The sequence below is a fragment of the Halomonas stenophila genome (genome assembly GCF_014192275.1).
Classification (GTDB): Bacteria; Pseudomonadota; Gammaproteobacteria; order Pseudomonadales; family Halomonadaceae; genus Halomonas; species Halomonas stenophila.
This window is the reverse complement of record NZ_JACHXR010000008.1, coordinates 131,435-150,073: the sequence shown is the minus strand read 5'-3', so window position 1 is coordinate 150,073 and position 18,639 is coordinate 131,435. Positions and strand designations below refer to the sequence as shown.

The following is an 18,639-nucleotide window of genomic DNA, read 5'->3' as shown; positions in this document are numbered from 1 at the left end:
GGTCCATGTCAGCAACGATCAAGGTTACCCAGACCCGCAGCACCATCGGCGTGTTGGCCAAGCACAAGGCCACCATGAAGGGCCTCGGCCTGCGTCGCATCGGTCACACGGTCGAACTGGAAGACACCCCTGCCGTCCGCGGCATGATCCACAAGGTCAACTACCTTGTGCGTGTTGAGGGAGAGTAATCCATGAAACTCAATAGCCTGAGCCCGGCCCCGGGCTCCAAGCACGCCGAGAAGCGCGTCGGCCGTGGCATCGGCTCCGGTCTGGGCAAGACCGGCGGCCGTGGCCACAAGGGCCTCAAGTCGCGCAGCGGCGGCAGCGTGAAGCCCGGCTTCGAGGGCGGTCAGATGCCCCTGCAGCGTCGTCTGCCGAAGTTCGGTTTCACCTCCGCCAAGTCGCTGGTCTCCGAGGAAGTCCGCCTGGCCGAACTGGCCCGGGTCGAAGGTGACGAGGTCACCCTGGACACCCTCAAGCAGGCCAACGTGCTCAAGGACGCCACGCAGCATGCCAAGGTGATCCTTTCCGGCGATCTGAACAAGGCGGTCACCGTGCGCGGCATCAAGGTCACCAAGGGTGCCCGTGCCGCGATCGAAGCCGCCGGCGGCAAGGTAGAGGACTAAATGGCCAAGTCAGGAAACATGCCGGCGATGGGCAGCGGTCTGAGTGAACTCTGGGCGCGTCTGCGCTTCGTGCTCCTCGCCATCGTGGTCTACCGTATCGGTGCCCACATTCCCGTTCCCGGTATCAATCCTGACCAGCTTGCTGCCTTGTTCAGGGAGCAGCAGGGCACCATCCTGGGCATGTTCAACATGTTCTCGGGCGGTGCCCTGGAGCGCATGAGTATCCTCGCCCTGGGCATCATGCCCTACATCTCGGCGTCGATCATCATGCAGCTGCTGACCGCGGTCTCGCCTCAGCTCGAGCAGCTGAAGAAGGAGGGTGAGGCCGGCCGTCGCAAGATCAGCCAGTACACGCGCTACGGCACCGTGCTCCTGGCCTTCATCCAGGCCACCGGCATGTCGGTGGGCCTGGCCAGTCAGGGCATCGCCTACACGGCCGACTTCAGCTTCTATTTCACCGCCGTCGTGACCTTCGTGTCCGGGGCGGTGTTCCTGATGTGGCTGGGCGAGCAGATCACCGAGAAGGGCATCGGCAACGGCATCTCGCTGCTGATCTTCTCGGGGATCGTCGCCGGCCTGCCCGGTGCCGTGGGCCAGGCCTTCGAGCTGGCCCGCAACGAGGGTGCCTGGAACGTGCTGCCGCTGCTGGCCCTGTCCATCCTGGGCATCGCCACCGTGGCCTTCGTGGTGTTCATCGAGCGCGGCCAGCGCCGCATCACGGTGAACTACCCGCGTCGCCAGGTCGGCAACAAGATGTATGCCGGGCAGAGCAGCTACCTGCCGCTCAAGGTGAACATGGCGGGCGTGATTCCGGCGATCTTCGCCTCGAGCATCCTGCTGTTCCCGGCCTCGCTGGGGCAGTGGGTCGGTGCCGGGGAAGGCATGGAATGGCTGCAGCGCGCATCCCAGGCCCTGGGGCCGGGACAGCCGCTGTACATCTTGCTTTTCGCTGCGGCGGTGGTATTCTTCTGCTTCTTTTACACAGCGCTGGTCTTCAACCCCAAGGATGTCGCCGACAACCTCAAGAAGTCGGGGGCCTTCCTGCCGGGCATCCGCCCCGGCGAGCAGACCGCTCGCTATGTCGACAAGGTCATGACCCGTCTGACCCTGTTCGGTGCCCTCTACATCACCGCGGTTTCCCTGATGCCCCAGTTCCTGATCGTGGCCTGGAACGTGCCGTTCTTCTTCGGCGGTACCTCGCTGCTGATCGTGGTGGTGGTGATCATGGACTTCATGGCCCAGGTGCAGTCGCACCTCATGTCGCACCAGTACGACTCGGTGATGAAGAAGTCCAACCTGAAAGGCTACGGTGGCGGCGGCATCATGCGCTGAGGCGCCGCTGGCGAATTGGCGCGCCGCGAGCTGAACCCTTGGCTCGCGGCGCGAGCCAACTATGGAGATGGAACGATGAAAGTTCGAGCTTCCGTGAAGAAAATGTGCCGCAACTGCAAGATCATTCGTCGCAATGGCGCCGTGCGCGTCATCTGCAGCGAGCCGCGGCACAAGCAGCGCCAGGGCTGATTCCTGACGCTGTACTGAACCGGCGCCGGCATGCCCCTTGCCCTTTGTCAGGGAAAGGGGTATGCTGTTGCGCCTTTTGTAGATGATCCAACGAGCAAGCCGCTCAAATTTCGGAGTAAGCTGATGGCCCGTATTGCAGGCGTCAATATCCCGGACAACAAGCATGCGGCGATCTCGCTGACCTATATCTTCGGGATTGGCCGTACTCGCGCACAGGACATCTGTGTCGCGGCCGGCATCGCGCCGACCACCAAGATCCAGGACCTGTCCTCTGAGGAAGTGGACACCCTGCGTAGTGAAGTCGGCAAGTACACCGTTGAAGGCGATCTTCGTCGTGATGTGACGCTGAACATCAAGCGTCTCATGGACCTGGGTTGCTATCGTGGTCTGCGTCATCGTCGTGGTCTTCCGCTGAATGGTCAGCGTACCAAGACCAATGCGCGTACCCGTAAGGGCCCGCGCAAGCCGATCCGCAAATAACACGCACGTTGTGGCGTAACGACAGGAATAGACATCAACATGGCTAACCCGCGTAGCAACCGTAAGAAGGTTAAAAAGCAGGTCGTGGATGCCGTCGCGCATATCCACGCCTCTTTTAACAACACGATCATTACGATCACAGACCGCCAGGGCAACGCTCTCTCTTGGGCGACAGCCGGTGGTTCGGGTTTTCGTGGTTCTCGCAAGAGCACCCCGTTCGCTGCTCAAGTGGCAAGCGAACGTGCAGCGACCGCTGCAGCCGAGTATGGTGTGAAAAACGTCGACGTGCTGGTCAAAGGCCCCGGTCCGGGTCGTGAATCCGCCGTGCGTGCACTGAATGCCGCCGGCTTCCGCGTGCAAAGCATCACCGACGCGACGCCCATTCCCCACAATGGCTGCCGTCCGCCGAAGAAACGCCGCGTTTAAGGAGACAGATTCATGGCTCGTTATATTGGACCGAAGTGCAAACTGTCTCGTCGTGAAGGCACCGACCTCTTCCTCAAGAGCGGTGTCACTCCCTTCGAGAAGAAGTGCAAATCCGAGCAGATCCCGGGTGTGCACGGCCAGCGTCGTCAGCGTATTTCCGACTACGGCTTGCAGCTTCGCGAGAAGCAGAAAGTACGTCGCATGTACGGCGTGCTCGAGAAGCAGTTCCGCAACTACTACAAGGAAGCGGCCCGCCTGAAGGGCGCGACCGGTGAGCTGTTGCTGCAACTGCTCGAATCCCGACTGGACAACGTCGTCTACCGCATGGGCTTCGGCGCCACGCGTTCCGAGGCGCGTCAGCTGGTCAGCCACAAGGCGATCGCCGTCAACGGCAAGACCGTCAACGTGGCGTCCTACCAGGTCAAGCCGGGTGACGTGGTCTCCGTCCGCGAGAAGGCCAAGAACCAGGCGCGTATCCAGAACGCCCTGGGCATCGCCGCCAATCGTGGTGATGTGGCCTGGATCGAGATCGATGCCAAGAAGATGGAAGGCACTTTCAAGGCTCTGCCTGAACGCGGTGACCTGTCTGCCGACATCAACGAAAACCTGATCGTCGAGCTGTACTCGAAGTAAGCGGCCCGCCGCGGCGCTCCCCGGCGACGGGGAGCGGCCTTCAGTACCGAGTATCCGTTTGGCAGCCTGAAAGGTATTCATAATGCAGCGTTCAGTGACAGAGTTTCTCCGTCCTCGCGACATCAAGGTCGAAGAGATCAGCGCACACCACGCGAAGATCGTGCTGGAGCCCTTCGAGCGTGGTTTCGGCCACACCCTGGGGAATGCACTGCGTCGCATCCTGCTCTCGTCCATGCCCGGCTGCGCCGTGGTGGAAGCCGAGATCGCCGGGGTCGACCACGAGTACAGCGCGATCGAGGGCGTCCAGGAAGATGTCATCGAAATCCTCCTGAACCTCAAGGACGTGGCGCTCAAGATGCACAGCCGCGACGAGGCGGTGCTCTCGCTGAACAAGCAGGGCCCGGCCGTCGTGACCGCGGGTGACATCGCCCTCGACCATGATGTCGAGATCGTCAACCCCGAGCACGTCATCGCGCACGTCAACGAGGGCGCCGAGCTGAAGATGCAGCTCAAGATCGCCCGCGGCCGTGGCTACGAGCCGGCGGACGTTCGCGGCGAGGCGGACGACGAGTCTCGTGCCATCGGCCGCCTGCAGCTGGATGCGACCTTCAGCCCCGTGCGTCGGGTTTCCTACTCCGTCGAGGCCGCGCGTGTCGAACAGCGCACCGACCTCGACAAGCTGATCATCAACCTGGAAACCGACGGCACCCTGGATCCGGAAGAGGCGATCCGTCGCAGCGCGACCATCCTGCAGGAGCAGCTGGCCGCGTTCGTCGACCTGGAAGCCGACAAGGAACAGGAAGTGGAGGAGGAAGAGGATCACATCGATCCGATCCTGCTGCGCCCCGTAGACGATCTCGAGTTGACCGTCCGCAGTGCCAACTGCCTGAAGGCCGAGAACATCTACTACATCGGGGACCTGATCCAGCGCACCGAGGTGGAGCTGCTGAAGACCCCGAATCTCGGCAAGAAGTCCCTGAATGAGATCAAGGACGTGTTGGCCGCCCGTGGTCTGTCCCTTGGCATGCGGCTGGAGAACTGGCCGCCCGCTAGCCTGAAGGACGACAAGGCCTCCGCGTGAGCGTCGACTCGAGTCCCAGTTTGGTAAGGAATCACAACCATGCGTCATCGTAAGAGTGGTCGTCACCTGAATCGTACCAGCTCGCACCGCCAGGCCATGTTCAAGAACATGAGCGTGTCGCTGGTCGAGCACGAAGTGATCAAGACAACCCTGCCCAAGGCCAAGGAGCTGCGTCGCGTCATCGAGCCGCTGATCACCCTGGCCAAGCAGGACAGCGTCGCCAACCGTCGTCTGGCCTTCAGCCGTACCCGCTCCAAGGAAGCGGTCGGCAAGCTCTTCAACGAGCTGGGTCCGCGTTACGCCGAGCGTCCGGGCGGTTACGTCCGTATTCTCAAGTGCGGCTACCGCACCGGCGACAACGCCCCCATGGCCTACGTCGAACTGGTCGACCGTCCGGTCGTCGAGGAAGCCGCCGAGGAGTGATCCTCGCGCGGGACCTCAAGGTCCGACACCAAACCGGCTCCCCAGGGAGCCGGTTTTTTTATGTCGGGGACGAGGGGTAAGGGAGGCCGATCGCGAGGGCTTGTGAGCGCAGCTGGCAGGGGCGATGGTGATGACCTCGCGCCTCGTCAGGCCGTGGCCTCCCGCTCCGCCTTGCCGGCCTTCGCGCGCTCCAGCAACGGCTTCAGGAAGCGCCCGGTGTGGGAGTCCTCGCGGCGGGCGAGCTGTTCCGGGGTGCCCTCGGCGATGATCCGCCCGCCCCCCGAGCCGCCCTCGGGGCCGAGATCGATCAGCCAGTCCGCGGTCTTGATCACGTCCAGGTTGTGCTCGATGACCACGATGGTGTTGCCGTGGTCGCGTAGCCGGTGGAGCACCGTCAGCAGCTGGCGGATGTCCTCGAAATGCAGGCCGGTGGTCGGTTCATCGAGGATATACAGCGTCTTGCCGGTGTCGCGCTTGGCCAGCTCGCGGGCCAGCTTGACCCGCTGGGCCTCGCCGCCGGAGAGGGTGGTGGCGCTCTGCCCCAGGCGGATATAGGACAGCCCCACGTCCATCAGCGTCTGCAGGCGCCGGGCAATGGCCGGCACCGGGGAGAAGAAGTCGAGCGCCTCCTCCACGGTCATCTCCAGCACCTCGTGGATGCTCTTGCCCTTGTACTGGATCTCCAGGGTCTCGCGGTTGTAGCGCTTGCCCTTGCAGACGTCGCAGGGCACGTAGATGTCCGGCAGGAAGTGCATCTCCACCTTGATCATGCCCTCGCCCTGGCAGGCCTCGCAGCGTCCGCCCTTGACGTTGAACGAGAAACGACCGGGCTTGTAGCCCCGGGAGCGGGCCTCCTGGGTGCCGGCGAACAGCTCGCGGATCGGCGTGAAGATGCCGGTATAGGTGGCGGGGTTGGAGCGGGGGGTACGGCCGATGGGGCTCTGGTCGATGTCGATGACCTTGTCGAGGTGATCGAGACCGGCGATCGCCTCATGGGCCTCCGGCGTCAGCGCCGTGGCCCGGTTGAGCTCCCGGGCGGCGATGGGCATCAGCGTCGCATTGATCAGTGTCGACTTGCCCGAGCCCGAGACCCCGGTCACGCAGACGAACAGCCCCAGCGGCAGCGTCAGGGTCACGTCCTGGAGGTTGTTGCCGCGGGCGCCGCTCAGTATCACCTGCTTGTCGGGGTTGCCGGGGATCCGCCAGGGCGGCACCTCGATGCGCCGCTCGCCGGCCAGGTACTGGCCGGTGAGGGAGTCCGGGGTGGCCATGATCTGCTCGGGGGTGCCCTGGGCCACCACCCGGCCACCATGGACGCCGGCGCCCGGGCCGATGTCGAGGACGTGGTCGGCGGCGCGGATGGCCTCCTCGTCGTGCTCGACGACGATCACGGTGTTGCCCAGGTCGCGCAGGCGCTCCAGGGTCTGGAGCAGGCGGTCGTTGTCGCGCTGGTGCAACCCGATGGAAGGCTCGTCGAGGATATACATCACCCCCACCAGGCCGGCGCCGATCTGGCTGGCCAGGCGGATGCGCTGCGCCTCGCCGCCGGAGAGGGTCTCGGCGCTACGCTCCAGGTTGAGGTAGTCGAGGCCCACGTTGACCAGGAACTCCAGGCGCGCCTGGATCTCCTTGATGATCTTCTCGGCGATCTCGCCGCGCCGGCCGGGCAGGGCCAGGGCCCGGAAGTAGGCCAGCGCCTCGCCGATGGGCAAATGGACCAGCTGGGGCAGTGGCCGGTCGTCGATGTAGACGTGGCGCGCCTCCTTGCGCAGCCGCGAGCCATGGCAGCTGGGGCAGGGCTGGACGGCGATGTGGCGGGCCAGCTCCTCGCGCACCGCGCTGGACTCGGTCTCCCGGTAGCGGCGCTGCATGTTGGGCAGCACGCCCTCGAAGGGGTGCTCGCGGGTCACCTTGCGGCCCCGGTCGTTGACGTAGTGGAAGGCGATGGCGTCGTGGCCGCTGCCGTGAAGGATGACCTCGCGTTCGTGGCGGGCCAGGTCCTGCCAGGGGGTCTCCAGGGTGAAGCGGTAGTGGTCGGCCACCGCCTGCAACTGGTTGAAGTAGTAGACGCTGCGCCGGTCCCAGCCCTTGATCACGCCCTCGGCCAGCGACAGCTCGGGGTGGCTGATCAGCTTGTCCGGGTCGAAGTACTGCTGGACGCCGAGGCCGTCGCAGGTGCTGCAGGCGCCGGCGGGGTTGTTGAAGGAGAACATCCGCGGCTCGAGCTCGGCGATGGAGTAGCCGCAGACCGGGCAGGCGAAGCGCGCCGAGAAGGCGATGTCGTCGGCCTCGCCGTCCATGAAGTGGACCAGCGCGATGCCGTCGGCCAGCCCCAGGGCGGTCTCGAAGGACTCCGCCAGGCGCTGGGCCAGCCCCTCGCGGACCTTGATGCGGTCCACCACTACGCTGATGTCGTGCTTGCGGTTCTTGTCGAGCGGGGCGATGTCGTCGAGCTCGAGCACCTGGCCGTCGACCATGGCGCGCACGAAGCCCTGGGCGCGCAGCTCGGCCAGCAGCTGCAGGTGCTCGCCCTTGCGGCCCTTGACCACCGGGGCCAGCAGCATCAGCTTGCTGCCCTCGGGCAGCGCCAGCACCTGGTCAACCATCTGCGAGATGGTCTGGGCCTCGAGGTCCTCGCCATGCTCGGGACAGCGCGGCGTGCCGGCCCGGGCATAGAGCAGGCGCAGGTAGTCGTAGATCTCGGTGATGGTGCCGACCGTGGAGCGCGGGTTGTGGGAGGTGGACTTCTGCTCGATGGAGATCGCCGGCGACAGGCCCTCGATATGGTCGACGTCGGGCTTCTCCATCATCGACAGGAACTGCCGGGCGTAGGTGGAGAGCGATTCCACGTAGCGGCGCTGGCCCTCGGCATAGAGGGTATCGAAGGCCAGCGAGGACTTGCCCGACCCCGACAGGCCGGTGACCACGATCAGCTTGTCCCGGGGCAGCTCGACGTCGATCTGCTTGAGGTTGTGGGTGCGGGCACCCCTGACCAGAATCCTGTCCATTCCCACCTCGCGAGACACGGCAAAAGGTCGATTATACGTGGCCCCGCGCAGCCCCGGCAAAGACCCGCCCGGCGCCGGCTTTCCCTGGAGGGTGGCGAGCCGCTAGAATATGCGGTCCATTCCGGTCCGCCAGCCTTCACCCACGGAAAGTCGATTCCCTATGCGAAAGGTCTCAGGACTGCTGTTAGTCTCGGAGCGCCGCGCCATCACCGGCCTGGCCGGGCTCTATGCCTCGCGCATGCTGGGGCTGTTCATGGTGCTGCCGGTGCTGGCCCTGCATGCCGACGACCTGGCCGGGGCCACCCCGCTGCTGGTGGGCCTGGCCCTGGGCGTCTATGGCCTGACCCAGGCGGTGCTGCAGATTCCCTTCGGTCTGCTCTCCGACCGCATCGGCCGCAAGCCGGTGATCGCCGGCGGCCTGGCGCTGTTCCTGCTCGGCAGCGTGGTGGCGGCGCTGGCCGACAGCATCGGCGGGGTGATCCTGGGGCGCTGCCTGCAGGGCAGCGGCGCCGTGGCCGCGGCGATCATGGCCCTGCTGGCCGACCAGACCCGTGAGCAGGTACGCACCGCCGCCATGGCCACCATCGGCCTGTCCATTGGCGTGGCCTTCGCCGTGGCCATGGTGCTGGGACCGCTGGTCGCGGCGCGCTACGGGCTGGCGGGCATCTTCTGGTTCACCGCCGGCCTGTCCCTGGTGGGCCTCGCCGTGCTGTGGCGGCTGGTGCCGCCGGCGCCGCGCCGCGCCCGGCACCGCGACGTGGGGCTCGACCGCGGCCAACTGGGGACGATCCTGGCTCGCCTCGATCTGTGGCGCATGGATGCCTCGATCTTCGCCCTGCACCTGATCCTGATGGCGATCTTCGTCGCCGTGCCCTTCCGGCTGGTCGAGGCGGGCATCGTCATCGAGCAGCATGGCTGGGTCTACCTGGGCATCATGGCCCTGGCCTTCGTGGCGATGGTGCCGCTGGTGATCGTCGCCGAGAAGCGCCGCCGCATGAGGGTCATGTGCCTGGGGGCGATCGGCGCCATCACCCTGAGCCTCGCCGGCCTGGCGGAGTTCTCCGATGGGCTCTGGGCGCTGATGGGCTGGTTGCTGGTGTTCTTCACCGCCTTCAACCTGCTCGAGGCGACCCTGCCGTCGATGCTCAGCAAGCTCGCCCCGGCCGGGGCCAAGGGCACGGCCATGGGCCTCTACTCCACCAGTCAGTTCCTGGGGGCCTTCCTGGGCGGCGTGCTGGGCGGTGCCCTGTCTCAGCAGTGGGGGCTCTCGGCGGTGTTCATCGGCTGTGCCATGCTGGGGGTGGCCTGGCTGGGGCTGATGATCGGCATGACGCCGCCGCGGCATCTGTCCAGCGAGGTGGTCGCGCTGGACGAAAGCCATCATGATGATGCCCTGGACACCCTGATGGCGCGCTTCGCCGACGTGGCCGGCGTCGAGGACGTGATGGTGGTGCCCGAGGAACGGCTGGCCTACCTCAAGGTCGATCGCCAGCGCCTCGACGAGCGGGCCCTGGCGGAGCTGGTGGCCCGGGGCAAGGAACGGGACGGTACCTGAGTCCGTCGGGTCGTGAGACCATGATACGAGGGCGGCGCCGGCCGGTGCCGCCGCATTCGCAGCTATTACGCATTCGAGTAAGGAGTCAACCATGGCCCGTGGCGTCAACAAGGTCATCCTCATCGGCAACCTCGGCCAGGATCCGGAAGTGCGCTTCACGCCTTCCGGCACCGCGGTGGCCAACCTCAACCTCGCGACCACCGACACCTGGACCGACCGCCAGAGCGGACAGCGCCAGGAGCGCACCGAGTGGCACCGGGTGGTGATGTTCAACAAGCTCGCCGAGATCTCCCAGCAGTACCTGCGCAAGGGCTCGCGGGTCTACGTCGAGGGTCGCCTGCAGACCCGCAAGTGGCAGGACCAGAACGGCCAGGACAAGTACAGCACCGAGATCGTCGCCAACGACATGCAGATGCTCGACTCCCGCAGTGGCGGCGAGATGGGCGGCGGCATGCCCCCGCAGGGTGGCAACTTCGCTGGCCAGCCCCAGCAGGGCGGCGGCTTCGGCGGCCAGCAACAGGCGGGTGGCTTCGGTGGCCAGCAGCAGGGTGGCAACTACGGCGGCGGCCAGCCCCAGCCCCAGCCCCAGCGCCCGGCGCCCCAGCCCGCGCCCAACCAGGGCGGTGGCCAGCAGCAGGGCGGCAACTACGGGGCGCCGGACCCGGGCAGCTTCGATGACTTCGACGACGAGATCCCGTTCTGAGTACAACTTATTTAATAAATGTCCAAAAGGTATTATAAAGCCCTGCTATTGCAGGGTTTTCTTTTGGCAAGGCAAAAAAATGTTGAAATCTCGGGGTAGAGGTATGTATACTTATTAAAAATGACTAGAAAATACTCATGCATACCAAGAACCTCAAGCTCGCCCACGGTGAAACCTTCCCCACCCTACTCGATGATGATGGGGTGCCCGATTTCTGGGTCACTACCTACATCACGGTCAAATGCAGACCGGCGTCTACCTTCAATACGCTTCGAAACATTACGAGCCGATTGAGGCATCTCCGTGACTTTGAGCGCGAAACTGGTCGTGACCTCACAAAAGAATTAGAGCAAGACTTATTCTTAGATGATAAGACTTGTAATGATCTTCGCTGGTATTGTTGGATCGATAAAAAAAGGTATTCCACCTTTCAGCAGAATAGAGATAAGCCAAGGAGAAAGAAGAATCTTGTATCGTTGATAAAGACCGAGCAGCCACCTCGCGTCGATGTCGATACTTGCGCACAGAGACTTCGTGATATCGCCAAGTTTTTAGTCTTTGTGGCCGAAACGATAAATCGTAACCGTTTGCATGATCGAGATGTTCGTAGGGGCATCGATGAGATGCGTGATCGCTTAGTGGCTCTTACCCCAAAGACGAACAGTAGTCGTGCCGCATTAGACCCGTTCAGTATGGCCCCCCACCCGAGCGTCTTCCTGAGGCTCATAGAGTTATCTGACCCCGATAACCCGAAGTCTCCTTTCCGAGGTATTACACGTAAGCGTAATGCTTTAATGTTCAAAGTCCTCTTAGCAACAGGAATGCGAATAGGAGAACTATTGTGCCTGAGAACAGACTCACGGCACTTGGACCTGCTTGCTTCACCCCCGATGATTCACATCAGGAAGCCATCTAAACATGATAAGCATGTAGATGAACGTAACCTGCCCCCATCACAAAAAACGACTGAGCGTTCTATTTATATTAGTGAGCGGCTATCAGCAGAGATTGAAGATTATATGATGGAAGACCGAAGGGCCGCTACACCATCGCGGAAGCATAATTGGCTCTTTGTGAATCACAGAAAAGATGACCACTGGGGGAAGCCCGTATCACTAGTGAATTGGAATAACGCTGTTGATCGTATCAGGAAAGTAGATCCTGAAATGTTTTATGGCGTGAAAAGCCATGGGTTCCGCCATGCTTTCGCTTATATTTGGAATGTGAAAGTTGACGCCCATAATGCGCAGGCCAAAGCAAAGCCTGAGTTAGGCATGAAAATTATAAGTGAGCGAGAGCGCGAAAGTGCTCTGATGGATGTAATGGGGTGGACAAGTGAAAGTAGTGCAGCACCTTATCTTAAAAGGTATGTGAAAGAGGTGGTCGATAAGGTCACCCTGGAAAGCGTTGATGAATTAATGGAATATGTCGATATGTCAATTTTCGGGGATGACCAGTGAGTACTCATAAAACAAGAGAGGTCGAATACAGTTCAATCCTTTGTCAGACTAAAGATGGATATGAGTTTGACTTGCTTTCTGATTATTGGGAGGTTGATGCTAGCGTAACTTTAACATTTAATAGGAGCCCGTTTAATGACTTTCGCTATAAGATGGAATTGAAGAGATGCCTGGCTAGGTATCTTGAGACACATTCAGTTCATCATGTAGTTAACTTGATGAACCAGCTTGCTCACTATCTGAGAACACAGAATGTCTCCGGTATAAATATTGATTCATTAGCCCAATGGAAAGTGTTTTTGGGAAGTGAGTTTGAATATAGATTAGGTGCCATAAGGGGATTGTTTTATAGTTGGGAGCAGTGGGGCTTCAAAGGAGTTGATGAATCTGTAGTCGATTGGTTGGAAGAACAAAAGATCCGTGGGAATGTAAAAGGTAAAGCTGTTAGGACTTGGTGCCCATTTAGCGGACCATATTCATCTACGGAGTTAGGGTGGATATTGGAGTGGGCTACAGATGCACTGCGGGAAAAAGAAATCAGCTATGATACTCACGCGGCTATTTATCTATTAGCGACTACTGGGCAGCGCGCAGTACAGCTCAGAAAGCTAAGGTCTAAAGATATAGCCGCGTCAAAAAAAACAGATTCTCGCGGTTCGGTTGAGAATTTTGTTTTAAGTATACCGATGGCAAAGGAGCGGCTAGCAAAAAAATATCGCTCTGAGTTTCTGGAAAAGCCTATAAACAGATCGCTTTATTTGGTGCTTGCGAACTTGAGAGATAGGAACATCGAGAAGATAAACTCCCTTCTTGACGAGCCGATGACTATTGATGAAATTAAGGAGATTCCACTGTTTCCGAGTTGGGTAAGGATTAAGCGTTTTATCAAAGCCAACGGTTCATCAAAACGTGTCTTTATGGGAGAGCATGAAGCTCGCCCCAACTCTTTTCATATAACTACTCATGGATTTAGAGATCTGATTGGTTACGAGTATACTAGACGATGTCCACTTATATCGGAGGTGACGGGTGAACCACTGACTCTCTCCTCCCGTCGCTTTCGTTACACTTATGGCACAAATTGCGCCAAGATGGGCCTGACGGGTAGAGCCCTTGCGTATGCACTAGGACAACGTGACAACCAGAACGTTAACCATTATGTAGAGACTTCGCCGGAGATAGCAGATCGGATTAATGAGTTGATGGAAGGTCCTCTGACTGTCATTGCGCAAGCTTTGGCAGGTACCTTGGTGGATAGCGAGACTGATGCTGTTCGTGGTGATGATCCGCGAGCGCGTATCAAAACGAGTAGCATGGAAAATGTCGGTACATGTGGGAGCTATGAGTTTTGCCCGAGTGGGTGGAGATCATGTTACACATGCCGACGTTTTCAACCATGGTTGGATGCTCCTCATGAAGAGGCTCTAAAGGAGGTGCTTCAGAGTCGCAAGCAGATGGTGGAAGCAGGATGCAGCGAGCTTGTCATTCACTCGAGTGACCGTCTGGTTTTAGCAATCCGCAAGGTAATAGAGCTTTGTGAGCAGCGGAAAAACGATCTTGCTAGTGGGAATGCAATGGAAGGAGAATGCCGGTGAGTAATGTTGCGCATTTTATCCCTAAAGCAGATCTGTCTGCACAACGAAACATGGAAGAGTTTATCCGGCACTGTCGGGATGACTTGTCAATTTATAGTTGGGATGACCTTGTTTGGAAACATACAAGGACAGGTAAGCGTGTTGCCTCGTTTACACGCTCGGGAATAGATAATGCTAACTATCCAAAAGATGGAGATGCATTTCAAGAGCCATTTTTGTCACAGGTTAAAGCTTATGTTAGATACCAGCAAACTATAAAGGAGACGACGTCCATAGGTAACTTCCCTATGTATGCGTTTAAAATATTATATGACGTTCTTGTAGGTTCAGAGCACGATCAGCAACTAAGTCTTTTGAAAGTTGATGGCGTGTTACAACAAAAAGCTGCCGACACATTGATATCTCGGTACGAAAACCCAGATGTCAGGTATAAAGTGGGCGCGGCGCTAGTTAAGATATATCAATTTATCAGAGACAAGGGGTTTGTCCCTGGTTTGCCTGATTGGAAAAGCCCTCATCGTAAGCCGCTGGCTAAAGCCACTAGGACTGATTCTGAGTCGGTTAAGTGGCAAGAAGAACGCTTGCCTACTCTCCATGAGATGACCTCGCTTGCCGACTGTTTTGCTCAGGCAGAGACTGAAGAGGACTTGTATTGGTCATCCGTGATTGTAATGCTGATGTTTGCACCGAGCCGAGCAGGTGAGCTTGCTTCACTCACGACTGATTGCTTGATTGAGCGTGATGGAAACCTATATATCAGGTGGTACGGTGAGAAAGGTTATGGGGCCCATTCAAAAGTTGTGCCTAAGGTGCTTGAGCCATCTGTGCGGGAGGCCGTTCGGCGGTTAATTGATATTGGTGAGCCAGCACGACAAGCCGCTAGATTTGCATATGAGAATCCAGCAGACTTTTTTCATCATGAGGGATGCTTAACTCCGAAAGGGTATCCTTGTAACCAGCGATTGTCGTCGCATCAGGTCAGTGCAGCAATGGGAATTGCGATGCCTGAAAAGTGCAAGGTTGATAGTCGTACCGCTTGGAGGAAGGTTGGTTCTTGGGTGGATAAGTGTTTGGATGATAATGGGCATGTCACCTATAAAACCTTGGCCAAGGAGGTTCAGAGAAGGTACATCGATGCGCGTTATACTAATGGGGAGGTGGGGCAGCCAAAAGTAGGTGACTCAGATAAGCCATTGTGGGAATCTTTGATTATCCACTGTGATAAGCAGTTTAATAAGCAAAAGAGAGTTTCTCCTTACTCATGGGTGACCCTAAACGTCAATCTCCTCAATGACCAGTTGCATGGCCGTGTTACGAACACTGCAAGAATTAATTCCATCTTTGATCGGATGGGTAAGGTTAATGTTGATGGTGAAAGTATAAAGTTAACGTCACACCAGATACGTGTCTGGTTATCCACTATGGCTGAGCGGGCAGGTATGGATGACTGGACCTTAGCACATTGGGCTGCACGCGTAGATGTTAAACAAAATGAGCATTATGATTTGCGCTCAAAAGAGGAAATTCGTGAGCCATCAAAGACTATTATGGTGCCAGAGTTTAGCTCTGATACTGCTGTTGCACTCGCCAATTTGAAAAAACGTCCTTCTGCTATTGAGCTAGTTAGGATGAACCAGCCTGTTGCATACATTGATTTGGGAAAGCAAATGGTTGGTGCTGCACAATCAACGTTGTATGGGTTCTGTACCACTGATTGGGCTCAAAGCCCGTGTCTAAAAGCTCACCAGTGCTTGACATGTAAAGAGCACAAGTGTGTAAAGGGGGACGAGAAGAAGCTTGAAAATCTCAAGCGGCATCGAGATTTTTTGCAACTCCAGCTAGAGCGGTCTAAACAAGCAGTAGAAGAGGAGTGGCATGGAGCTGACAGATGGGGGGAGAAATACCGGCAAGACTTTAATGAGGTCTCCAAAAAAATACAAGAGCTGACAGTTGGCTTGACAACCGCAGAGACTGTAGTTCGAATCATGGAGGACCCGAGTGTTCCAGATGGAGCGGTTGTTTCGATTCCACCTGAACACGATCCAGATCCAGTTGAACGGGCTCTCAATTCTCATGGTGTAGATAGTGAGCCTCGGGATGAAGATCTAATTGCGTCTGACTCAATTCTTAGCTTGGTGGGGATTTCTCATGTCTAAGTTCAACAACAAAGATATTGAAATCCTTAAGAGGGAGATTGATCACTGGGAGGGTAAGTTCAGCATGGAGGCCTTTGTGGCCCATGTTGCAAAGGTCCTTAACCTTAATAAGTTAAGCAAGGGGACGGTCTACAATTTGATGAAAGACTACCCTGAAGTAAAGCAACGGGTAGAGGCAGCGAGAGAACGCTATAGGGATCAGAAAGATAATGGGGCTGTAAAAGATACAGATGATCAGCTTTTAAAAGATGCAAGGGAGCAGATTAAAAAGTTAAAGGCAGAAGTCCAGTCTTTGAAGTCAGAGAATTCGCGGCTGCAAGAGAAGATTATTCAGATGCTTTATAATGCCTATTACGAGAAACTTAGTATTGACAATCTGAAAAGGCCTGTTGATATACAGGAAGCAGTAAAGGCGCTATCGGATCGTAATAATCAAGAAAAGATTGCTTTTTTTGATAAGTCTCTACCACCAAAATGAGGTGCGGGAGTTGCCTGGCAATTTTAAAAGTAATAAGATCATGTTGTAAAGGTGGTAAATGATTCGAAGCCCTAGTTTGGCTGGAGGCTTTTGTGCTTAACGTTGCATATCCATTTGGCCTCACCATTATTCTGCTAGCTTAAATTATGTGGCATAATATGATAACTGCTCGGTTGAACTCAGGTTGACTAAGCCGCAGTATGGCTGTCAGAAAAAGTGACAGAACCGTGGTTGAGATCGAGGAAATTGTCAAAAGAAAAATCTATGGATTCCTGAAAGCTCGTGGCTTGGCCATGTGCGAGTGGTTTCTCCATCAGGCTGAAGAGCATAAGATGAGGGCTGCTCCCGTCACAAGACTGGGGATTTCAGAGTAACGCAAAGGGAGAGCACATGAAGGCATCAGAAGCCAACCTGATGGAGGTGCTGGAGAAACCGCGCCAATTCCGAATTCCCATCTACCAGCGAAACTACGCTTGGGGCGAATCTCAGTGCCACCAGCTTCTCAAGGACGTGCTGGCCGTTGGTACCGTCGATCAGGCCTCCACCCACTTCCTGGGCACTATCGTCTATGTTGAGCGTGCTCAGTCGATTCTCGTTAAGCAAGAGCCCCTCATGGTGATCGACGGGCAACAGCGCCTGACCACGGTGACGCTGATGCTCTTGGCGCTCTACCACCACCTTGCTGACGGCCAAGCAGCCAATCAGGCTGAGGCACTACGCCGACGCTTCTTGATCAATCCCAACGAAACCGGTGAGATGCTTTATAAGGTCGTCTTGTCAGATATAGACCGGCCGACATTGATCTCTCTCATCGATGACCTGCCAAGGCCGGAACCGCACAGCTCTCGCGTCATGGCCAATTATGAACTTTTCATAGAGTGGTTTGAAGCCCACCCCGAGCAGCTGGATGCCGTCTATCTAGGACTCTCCAAGCTGGAGATCGTGGCGGTTGCCTTGGAACGACAACGAGACAACCCCCAGCTGGTTTTCGAGAGCATGAACTCTACCGGTTTGGACCTTAGCCAGGCCGACCTGATCCGGAATTTTGTCTTGATGGGTCAGGAACCTAATGAGCAGGAGTCGCTGTATACGCACTACTGGCGGGCTATGGAGGATGGCTTCGGCCAAGCGGCGTATGCCCGTCACTTCGACAGTTTTATGCGCCACTACCTGACAGCGGTCACCAACGATATCCCCAATATCAGCAAGGTGTATGCGGCTTTCAAGCAGTACGCGTCAGACTACGACGGCTCTATCCGTGATCTGGTCAAAGAGGTGCACACCTATGCCAAGCACTATTGCGCCATGGCCTTGGGCAAGGAGTCAGATCCTAAGCTGAAGCAGGCCTTCAAGGACTTGAGGGAGCTGAAGGTCGACGTGGCCTACCCACTGTTGCTTGAGGTCTACCACGACTACAAGCAAAACCAGCTGCTCTCCTCGGTGGAGCTGGAAAAGATCGTGAGGTTGATAGAGAGCTACGTCTTCCGTCGAGCAGTCTGTGGAATCCCCACTAACTCTCTTAACCGGACATTTGCACGCTTTACGCACAACTTGCGAAAGGATCGTTACTTGGAAAGCGTCAAGGCAGGCTTCATGCTTTTGCCGTCATACCGGCGCTTCCCAAGTGATAGTGAGTTTCAGGTGGCCCTGCGGGAGCGGGATCTTTACCACTTCCGCAACCTGCGGTATTGGCTGCGCCGACTCGAAAATCACGGTCGTAAGGAAAGCGTGCTTATCGACGAATTTACTGTTGAGCATGTGATGCCCCAGAATCCCGAGCTGTCTCCAGAATGGCAAGAGGCACTTGGCCCAGAGTGGCAAGGTGTTCAGGAGTCATACCTGCATACTTTGGGCAACCTAACCTTGACCGCTTACAATAGCGCCTACTCAGATAGGCCGTTCCGCGATAAGCGAGATGCCAAAGACAAGAGCAATAAACCTATCGGTTTTGCCCATAGCCCACTGCATCTCAATAGTGACCTGCGTCACCTCGAGACCTGGGATCAGGATGCCATTCTGAAACGAGCTACTCGACTGTCGGAGTCTGCCCTATCCGTGTGGCAGGCGCCCAGTATTGGTGATGATATTCTGGAGGCCTATCGTACTCCCGCACAGACCTCCGACGCCGAATACGCCCTGGAGGATCATCTCCACCTAACAGGGGGGCCGGTGCGCGAGCTATACGATATGTTTGCCACAGAGGTGTTGGCTCTTGACCCGTGTGTTTACCAAGACGTGAAGAAGCTCTACGTTGCTTTCAAAGCTGAGACCAACTTCGTCGATGTCATACCGCAGGCCAAGCGACTGCTGCTGTCATTAAATATTTCGGCCGCTGACCTTGAAGATCCTCGTGGGCTAGGACGTGACGTTGCCGGCATTGGGCGCTGGGGGAACGGGGATGTCGAAATTCCGTTGAGTTCAGCGGGCGAGCTGCCATACGTGGTGGGGCTGGTACGCCAGGCGCTGGAGGAGCAGATGGATACTGCCCCGTGAG

The 18,639-nt window shown here is 57.6% G+C and carries 17 protein-coding genes; 16 read left to right on the top strand and 1 reads right to left on the bottom strand.

Annotated elements, in window-relative coordinates; all coding sequences use genetic code 11:
• Positions 1-5: 5 nt before the first annotated feature.
• The 9 genes from rpmD (at position 6) to rplQ (ending at position 5,190) form a co-directional block, all read left to right on the top strand.
• Positions 6-188, top strand: coding sequence for a 50S ribosomal protein L30 (gene rpmD / locus FHR97_RS14200; RefSeq protein WP_013331010.1), 183 nt, complete (start codon positions 6-8; stop codon positions 186-188).
• 3 nt (positions 189-191) lie between these two features.
• Positions 192-626: a 50S ribosomal protein L15 gene (rplO, locus tag FHR97_RS14195; RefSeq protein ID WP_126485229.1), complete on the top strand. Its 435-nt coding sequence runs from the start codon at positions 192-194 to the stop codon at positions 624-626.
• Positions 627-1,958: a preprotein translocase subunit SecY gene (gene secY, locus FHR97_RS14190; protein WP_183384460.1), complete on the top strand. Its 1,332-nt coding sequence runs from the start codon at positions 627-629 to the stop codon at positions 1,956-1,958.
• 75 nt (positions 1,959-2,033) lie between these two features.
• Entirely contained in the window at positions 2,034-2,147 is a 114-nt protein-coding gene (rpmJ, locus tag FHR97_RS14185; RefSeq protein ID WP_008959154.1) for a 50S ribosomal protein L36, read from the top strand.
• Between the two features lie 123 nt (positions 2,148-2,270).
• A complete protein-coding gene (gene rpsM / locus FHR97_RS14180) occupies positions 2,271-2,627 on the top strand; it encodes a 30S ribosomal protein S13 (RefSeq protein ID WP_097790605.1) in 357 nt (118 codons plus the stop codon).
• A gap of 39 nt (positions 2,628-2,666) precedes the next feature.
• A complete protein-coding gene (gene rpsK, locus FHR97_RS14175) occupies positions 2,667-3,053 on the top strand; it encodes a 30S ribosomal protein S11 (RefSeq protein ID WP_013331014.1) in 387 nt (128 codons plus the stop codon).
• Between the two features lie 12 nt (positions 3,054-3,065).
• On the top strand, positions 3,066-3,686 hold the full coding sequence (rpsD, locus tag FHR97_RS14170; RefSeq protein WP_183384459.1) for a 30S ribosomal protein S4: 621 nt from the start codon (positions 3,066-3,068) through the stop codon (positions 3,684-3,686).
• A gap of 82 nt (positions 3,687-3,768) precedes the next feature.
• Entirely contained in the window at positions 3,769-4,767 is a 999-nt protein-coding gene (locus FHR97_RS14165) for a DNA-directed RNA polymerase subunit alpha (RefSeq protein ID WP_183384457.1), read from the top strand.
• A 39-nt stretch (positions 4,768-4,806) separates the two neighbouring features.
• On the top strand, positions 4,807-5,190 hold the full coding sequence (rplQ, locus tag FHR97_RS14160; protein ID WP_183384456.1) for a 50S ribosomal protein L17: 384 nt from the start codon (positions 4,807-4,809) through the stop codon (positions 5,188-5,190).
• A gap of 146 nt (positions 5,191-5,336) precedes the next feature.
• Here rplQ and uvrA read toward each other — a convergent pair whose 3' ends face one another.
• Entirely contained in the window at positions 5,337-8,198 is a 2,862-nt protein-coding gene (gene uvrA / locus FHR97_RS14155; RefSeq protein WP_183384455.1) for an excinuclease ABC subunit UvrA, read from the bottom strand.
• 160 nt (positions 8,199-8,358) lie between these two features.
• Here uvrA and FHR97_RS14150 point away from each other — a divergent pair, with 160 nt between their 5' ends.
• The 7 genes from FHR97_RS14150 (at position 8,359) to FHR97_RS14120 (ending at position 18,638) form a co-directional block, all read left to right on the top strand.
• Positions 8,359-9,753: an MFS transporter gene (locus FHR97_RS14150; protein WP_183384454.1), complete on the top strand. Its 1,395-nt coding sequence runs from the start codon at positions 8,359-8,361 to the stop codon at positions 9,751-9,753.
• Between the two features lie 91 nt (positions 9,754-9,844).
• Positions 9,845-10,456 (top strand): single-stranded DNA-binding protein, encoded by a 612-nt coding sequence (ssb, locus tag FHR97_RS14145; protein WP_183384453.1) that lies wholly within the window; start codon positions 9,845-9,847, stop codon positions 10,454-10,456.
• Between the two features lie 137 nt (positions 10,457-10,593).
• Positions 10,594-11,916, top strand: a complete 1,323-nt coding sequence (locus FHR97_RS14140) for a site-specific integrase (protein ID WP_183384452.1) — start codon at positions 10,594-10,596, stop codon at positions 11,914-11,916.
• Positions 11,913-13,511 carry a site-specific integrase gene (locus FHR97_RS14135; RefSeq protein ID WP_343065605.1) on the top strand — a complete coding sequence of 533 codons (1,599 nt, stop codon included), beginning with the start codon at positions 11,913-11,915 and terminating at the stop codon, positions 13,509-13,511. The genes FHR97_RS14140 and FHR97_RS14135 overlap by 4 nt, the downstream gene beginning before the upstream one ends.
• On the top strand, positions 13,508-15,667 hold the full coding sequence (locus FHR97_RS14130) for a hypothetical protein (protein WP_183384450.1): 2,160 nt from the start codon (positions 13,508-13,510) through the stop codon (positions 15,665-15,667). The genes FHR97_RS14135 and FHR97_RS14130 overlap by 4 nt, the downstream gene beginning before the upstream one ends.
• Positions 15,660-16,145 carry a hypothetical protein gene (locus FHR97_RS14125; protein WP_183384449.1) on the top strand — a complete coding sequence of 162 codons (486 nt, stop codon included), beginning with the start codon at positions 15,660-15,662 and terminating at the stop codon, positions 16,143-16,145. The genes FHR97_RS14130 and FHR97_RS14125 overlap by 8 nt, the downstream gene beginning before the upstream one ends.
• Before the next feature lie 390 nt (positions 16,146-16,535).
• The gene (locus tag FHR97_RS14120; protein WP_183384448.1) at positions 16,536-18,638 is read left to right on the top strand and encodes a DUF262 and DUF1524 domain-containing protein; all 2,103 of its coding nucleotides are present in this window, start codon (positions 16,536-16,538) and stop codon (positions 18,636-18,638) included.
• The last annotated feature ends 1 nt before the right edge of the window (position 18,639 follow it).

Excerpts from the sequence above, each read along its gene's own strand:
- rpmD (WP_013331010.1), top strand. The coding sequence starts at position 6 with ATGTCAGCAACGATCAAGGTTACCCAGACCCGCAGCACCATCGGCGTG.
- rplO (WP_126485229.1), top strand. The coding sequence starts at position 192 with ATGAAACTCAATAGCCTGAGCCCGGCCCCGGGCTCCAAGCACGCCGAG.
- secY (WP_183384460.1), top strand. The coding sequence starts at position 627 with ATGGCCAAGTCAGGAAACATGCCGGCGATGGGCAGCGGTCTGAGTGAA.
- rpmJ (WP_008959154.1), top strand. The coding sequence starts at position 2,034 with ATGAAAGTTCGAGCTTCCGTGAAGAAAATGTGCCGCAACTGCAAGATC.
- rpsM (WP_097790605.1), top strand. The coding sequence starts at position 2,271 with ATGGCCCGTATTGCAGGCGTCAATATCCCGGACAACAAGCATGCGGCG.
- rpsK (WP_013331014.1), top strand. The coding sequence starts at position 2,667 with ATGGCTAACCCGCGTAGCAACCGTAAGAAGGTTAAAAAGCAGGTCGTG.
- rpsD (WP_183384459.1), top strand. The coding sequence starts at position 3,066 with ATGGCTCGTTATATTGGACCGAAGTGCAAACTGTCTCGTCGTGAAGGC.
- FHR97_RS14165 (WP_183384457.1), top strand. The coding sequence starts at position 3,769 with ATGCAGCGTTCAGTGACAGAGTTTCTCCGTCCTCGCGACATCAAGGTC.
- rplQ (WP_183384456.1), top strand. The coding sequence starts at position 4,807 with ATGCGTCATCGTAAGAGTGGTCGTCACCTGAATCGTACCAGCTCGCAC.
- uvrA (WP_183384455.1), bottom strand. The coding sequence starts at position 8,198 with ATGGACAGGATTCTGGTCAGGGGTGCCCGCACCCACAACCTCAAGCAG.
- FHR97_RS14150 (WP_183384454.1), top strand. The coding sequence starts at position 8,359 with ATGCGAAAGGTCTCAGGACTGCTGTTAGTCTCGGAGCGCCGCGCCATC.
- ssb (WP_183384453.1), top strand. The coding sequence starts at position 9,845 with ATGGCCCGTGGCGTCAACAAGGTCATCCTCATCGGCAACCTCGGCCAG.
- FHR97_RS14140 (WP_183384452.1), top strand. The coding sequence starts at position 10,594 with ATGCATACCAAGAACCTCAAGCTCGCCCACGGTGAAACCTTCCCCACC.
- FHR97_RS14125 (WP_183384449.1), top strand. The coding sequence starts at position 15,660 with ATGTCTAAGTTCAACAACAAAGATATTGAAATCCTTAAGAGGGAGATT.
- FHR97_RS14120 (WP_183384448.1), top strand. The coding sequence starts at position 16,536 with ATGAAGGCATCAGAAGCCAACCTGATGGAGGTGCTGGAGAAACCGCGC.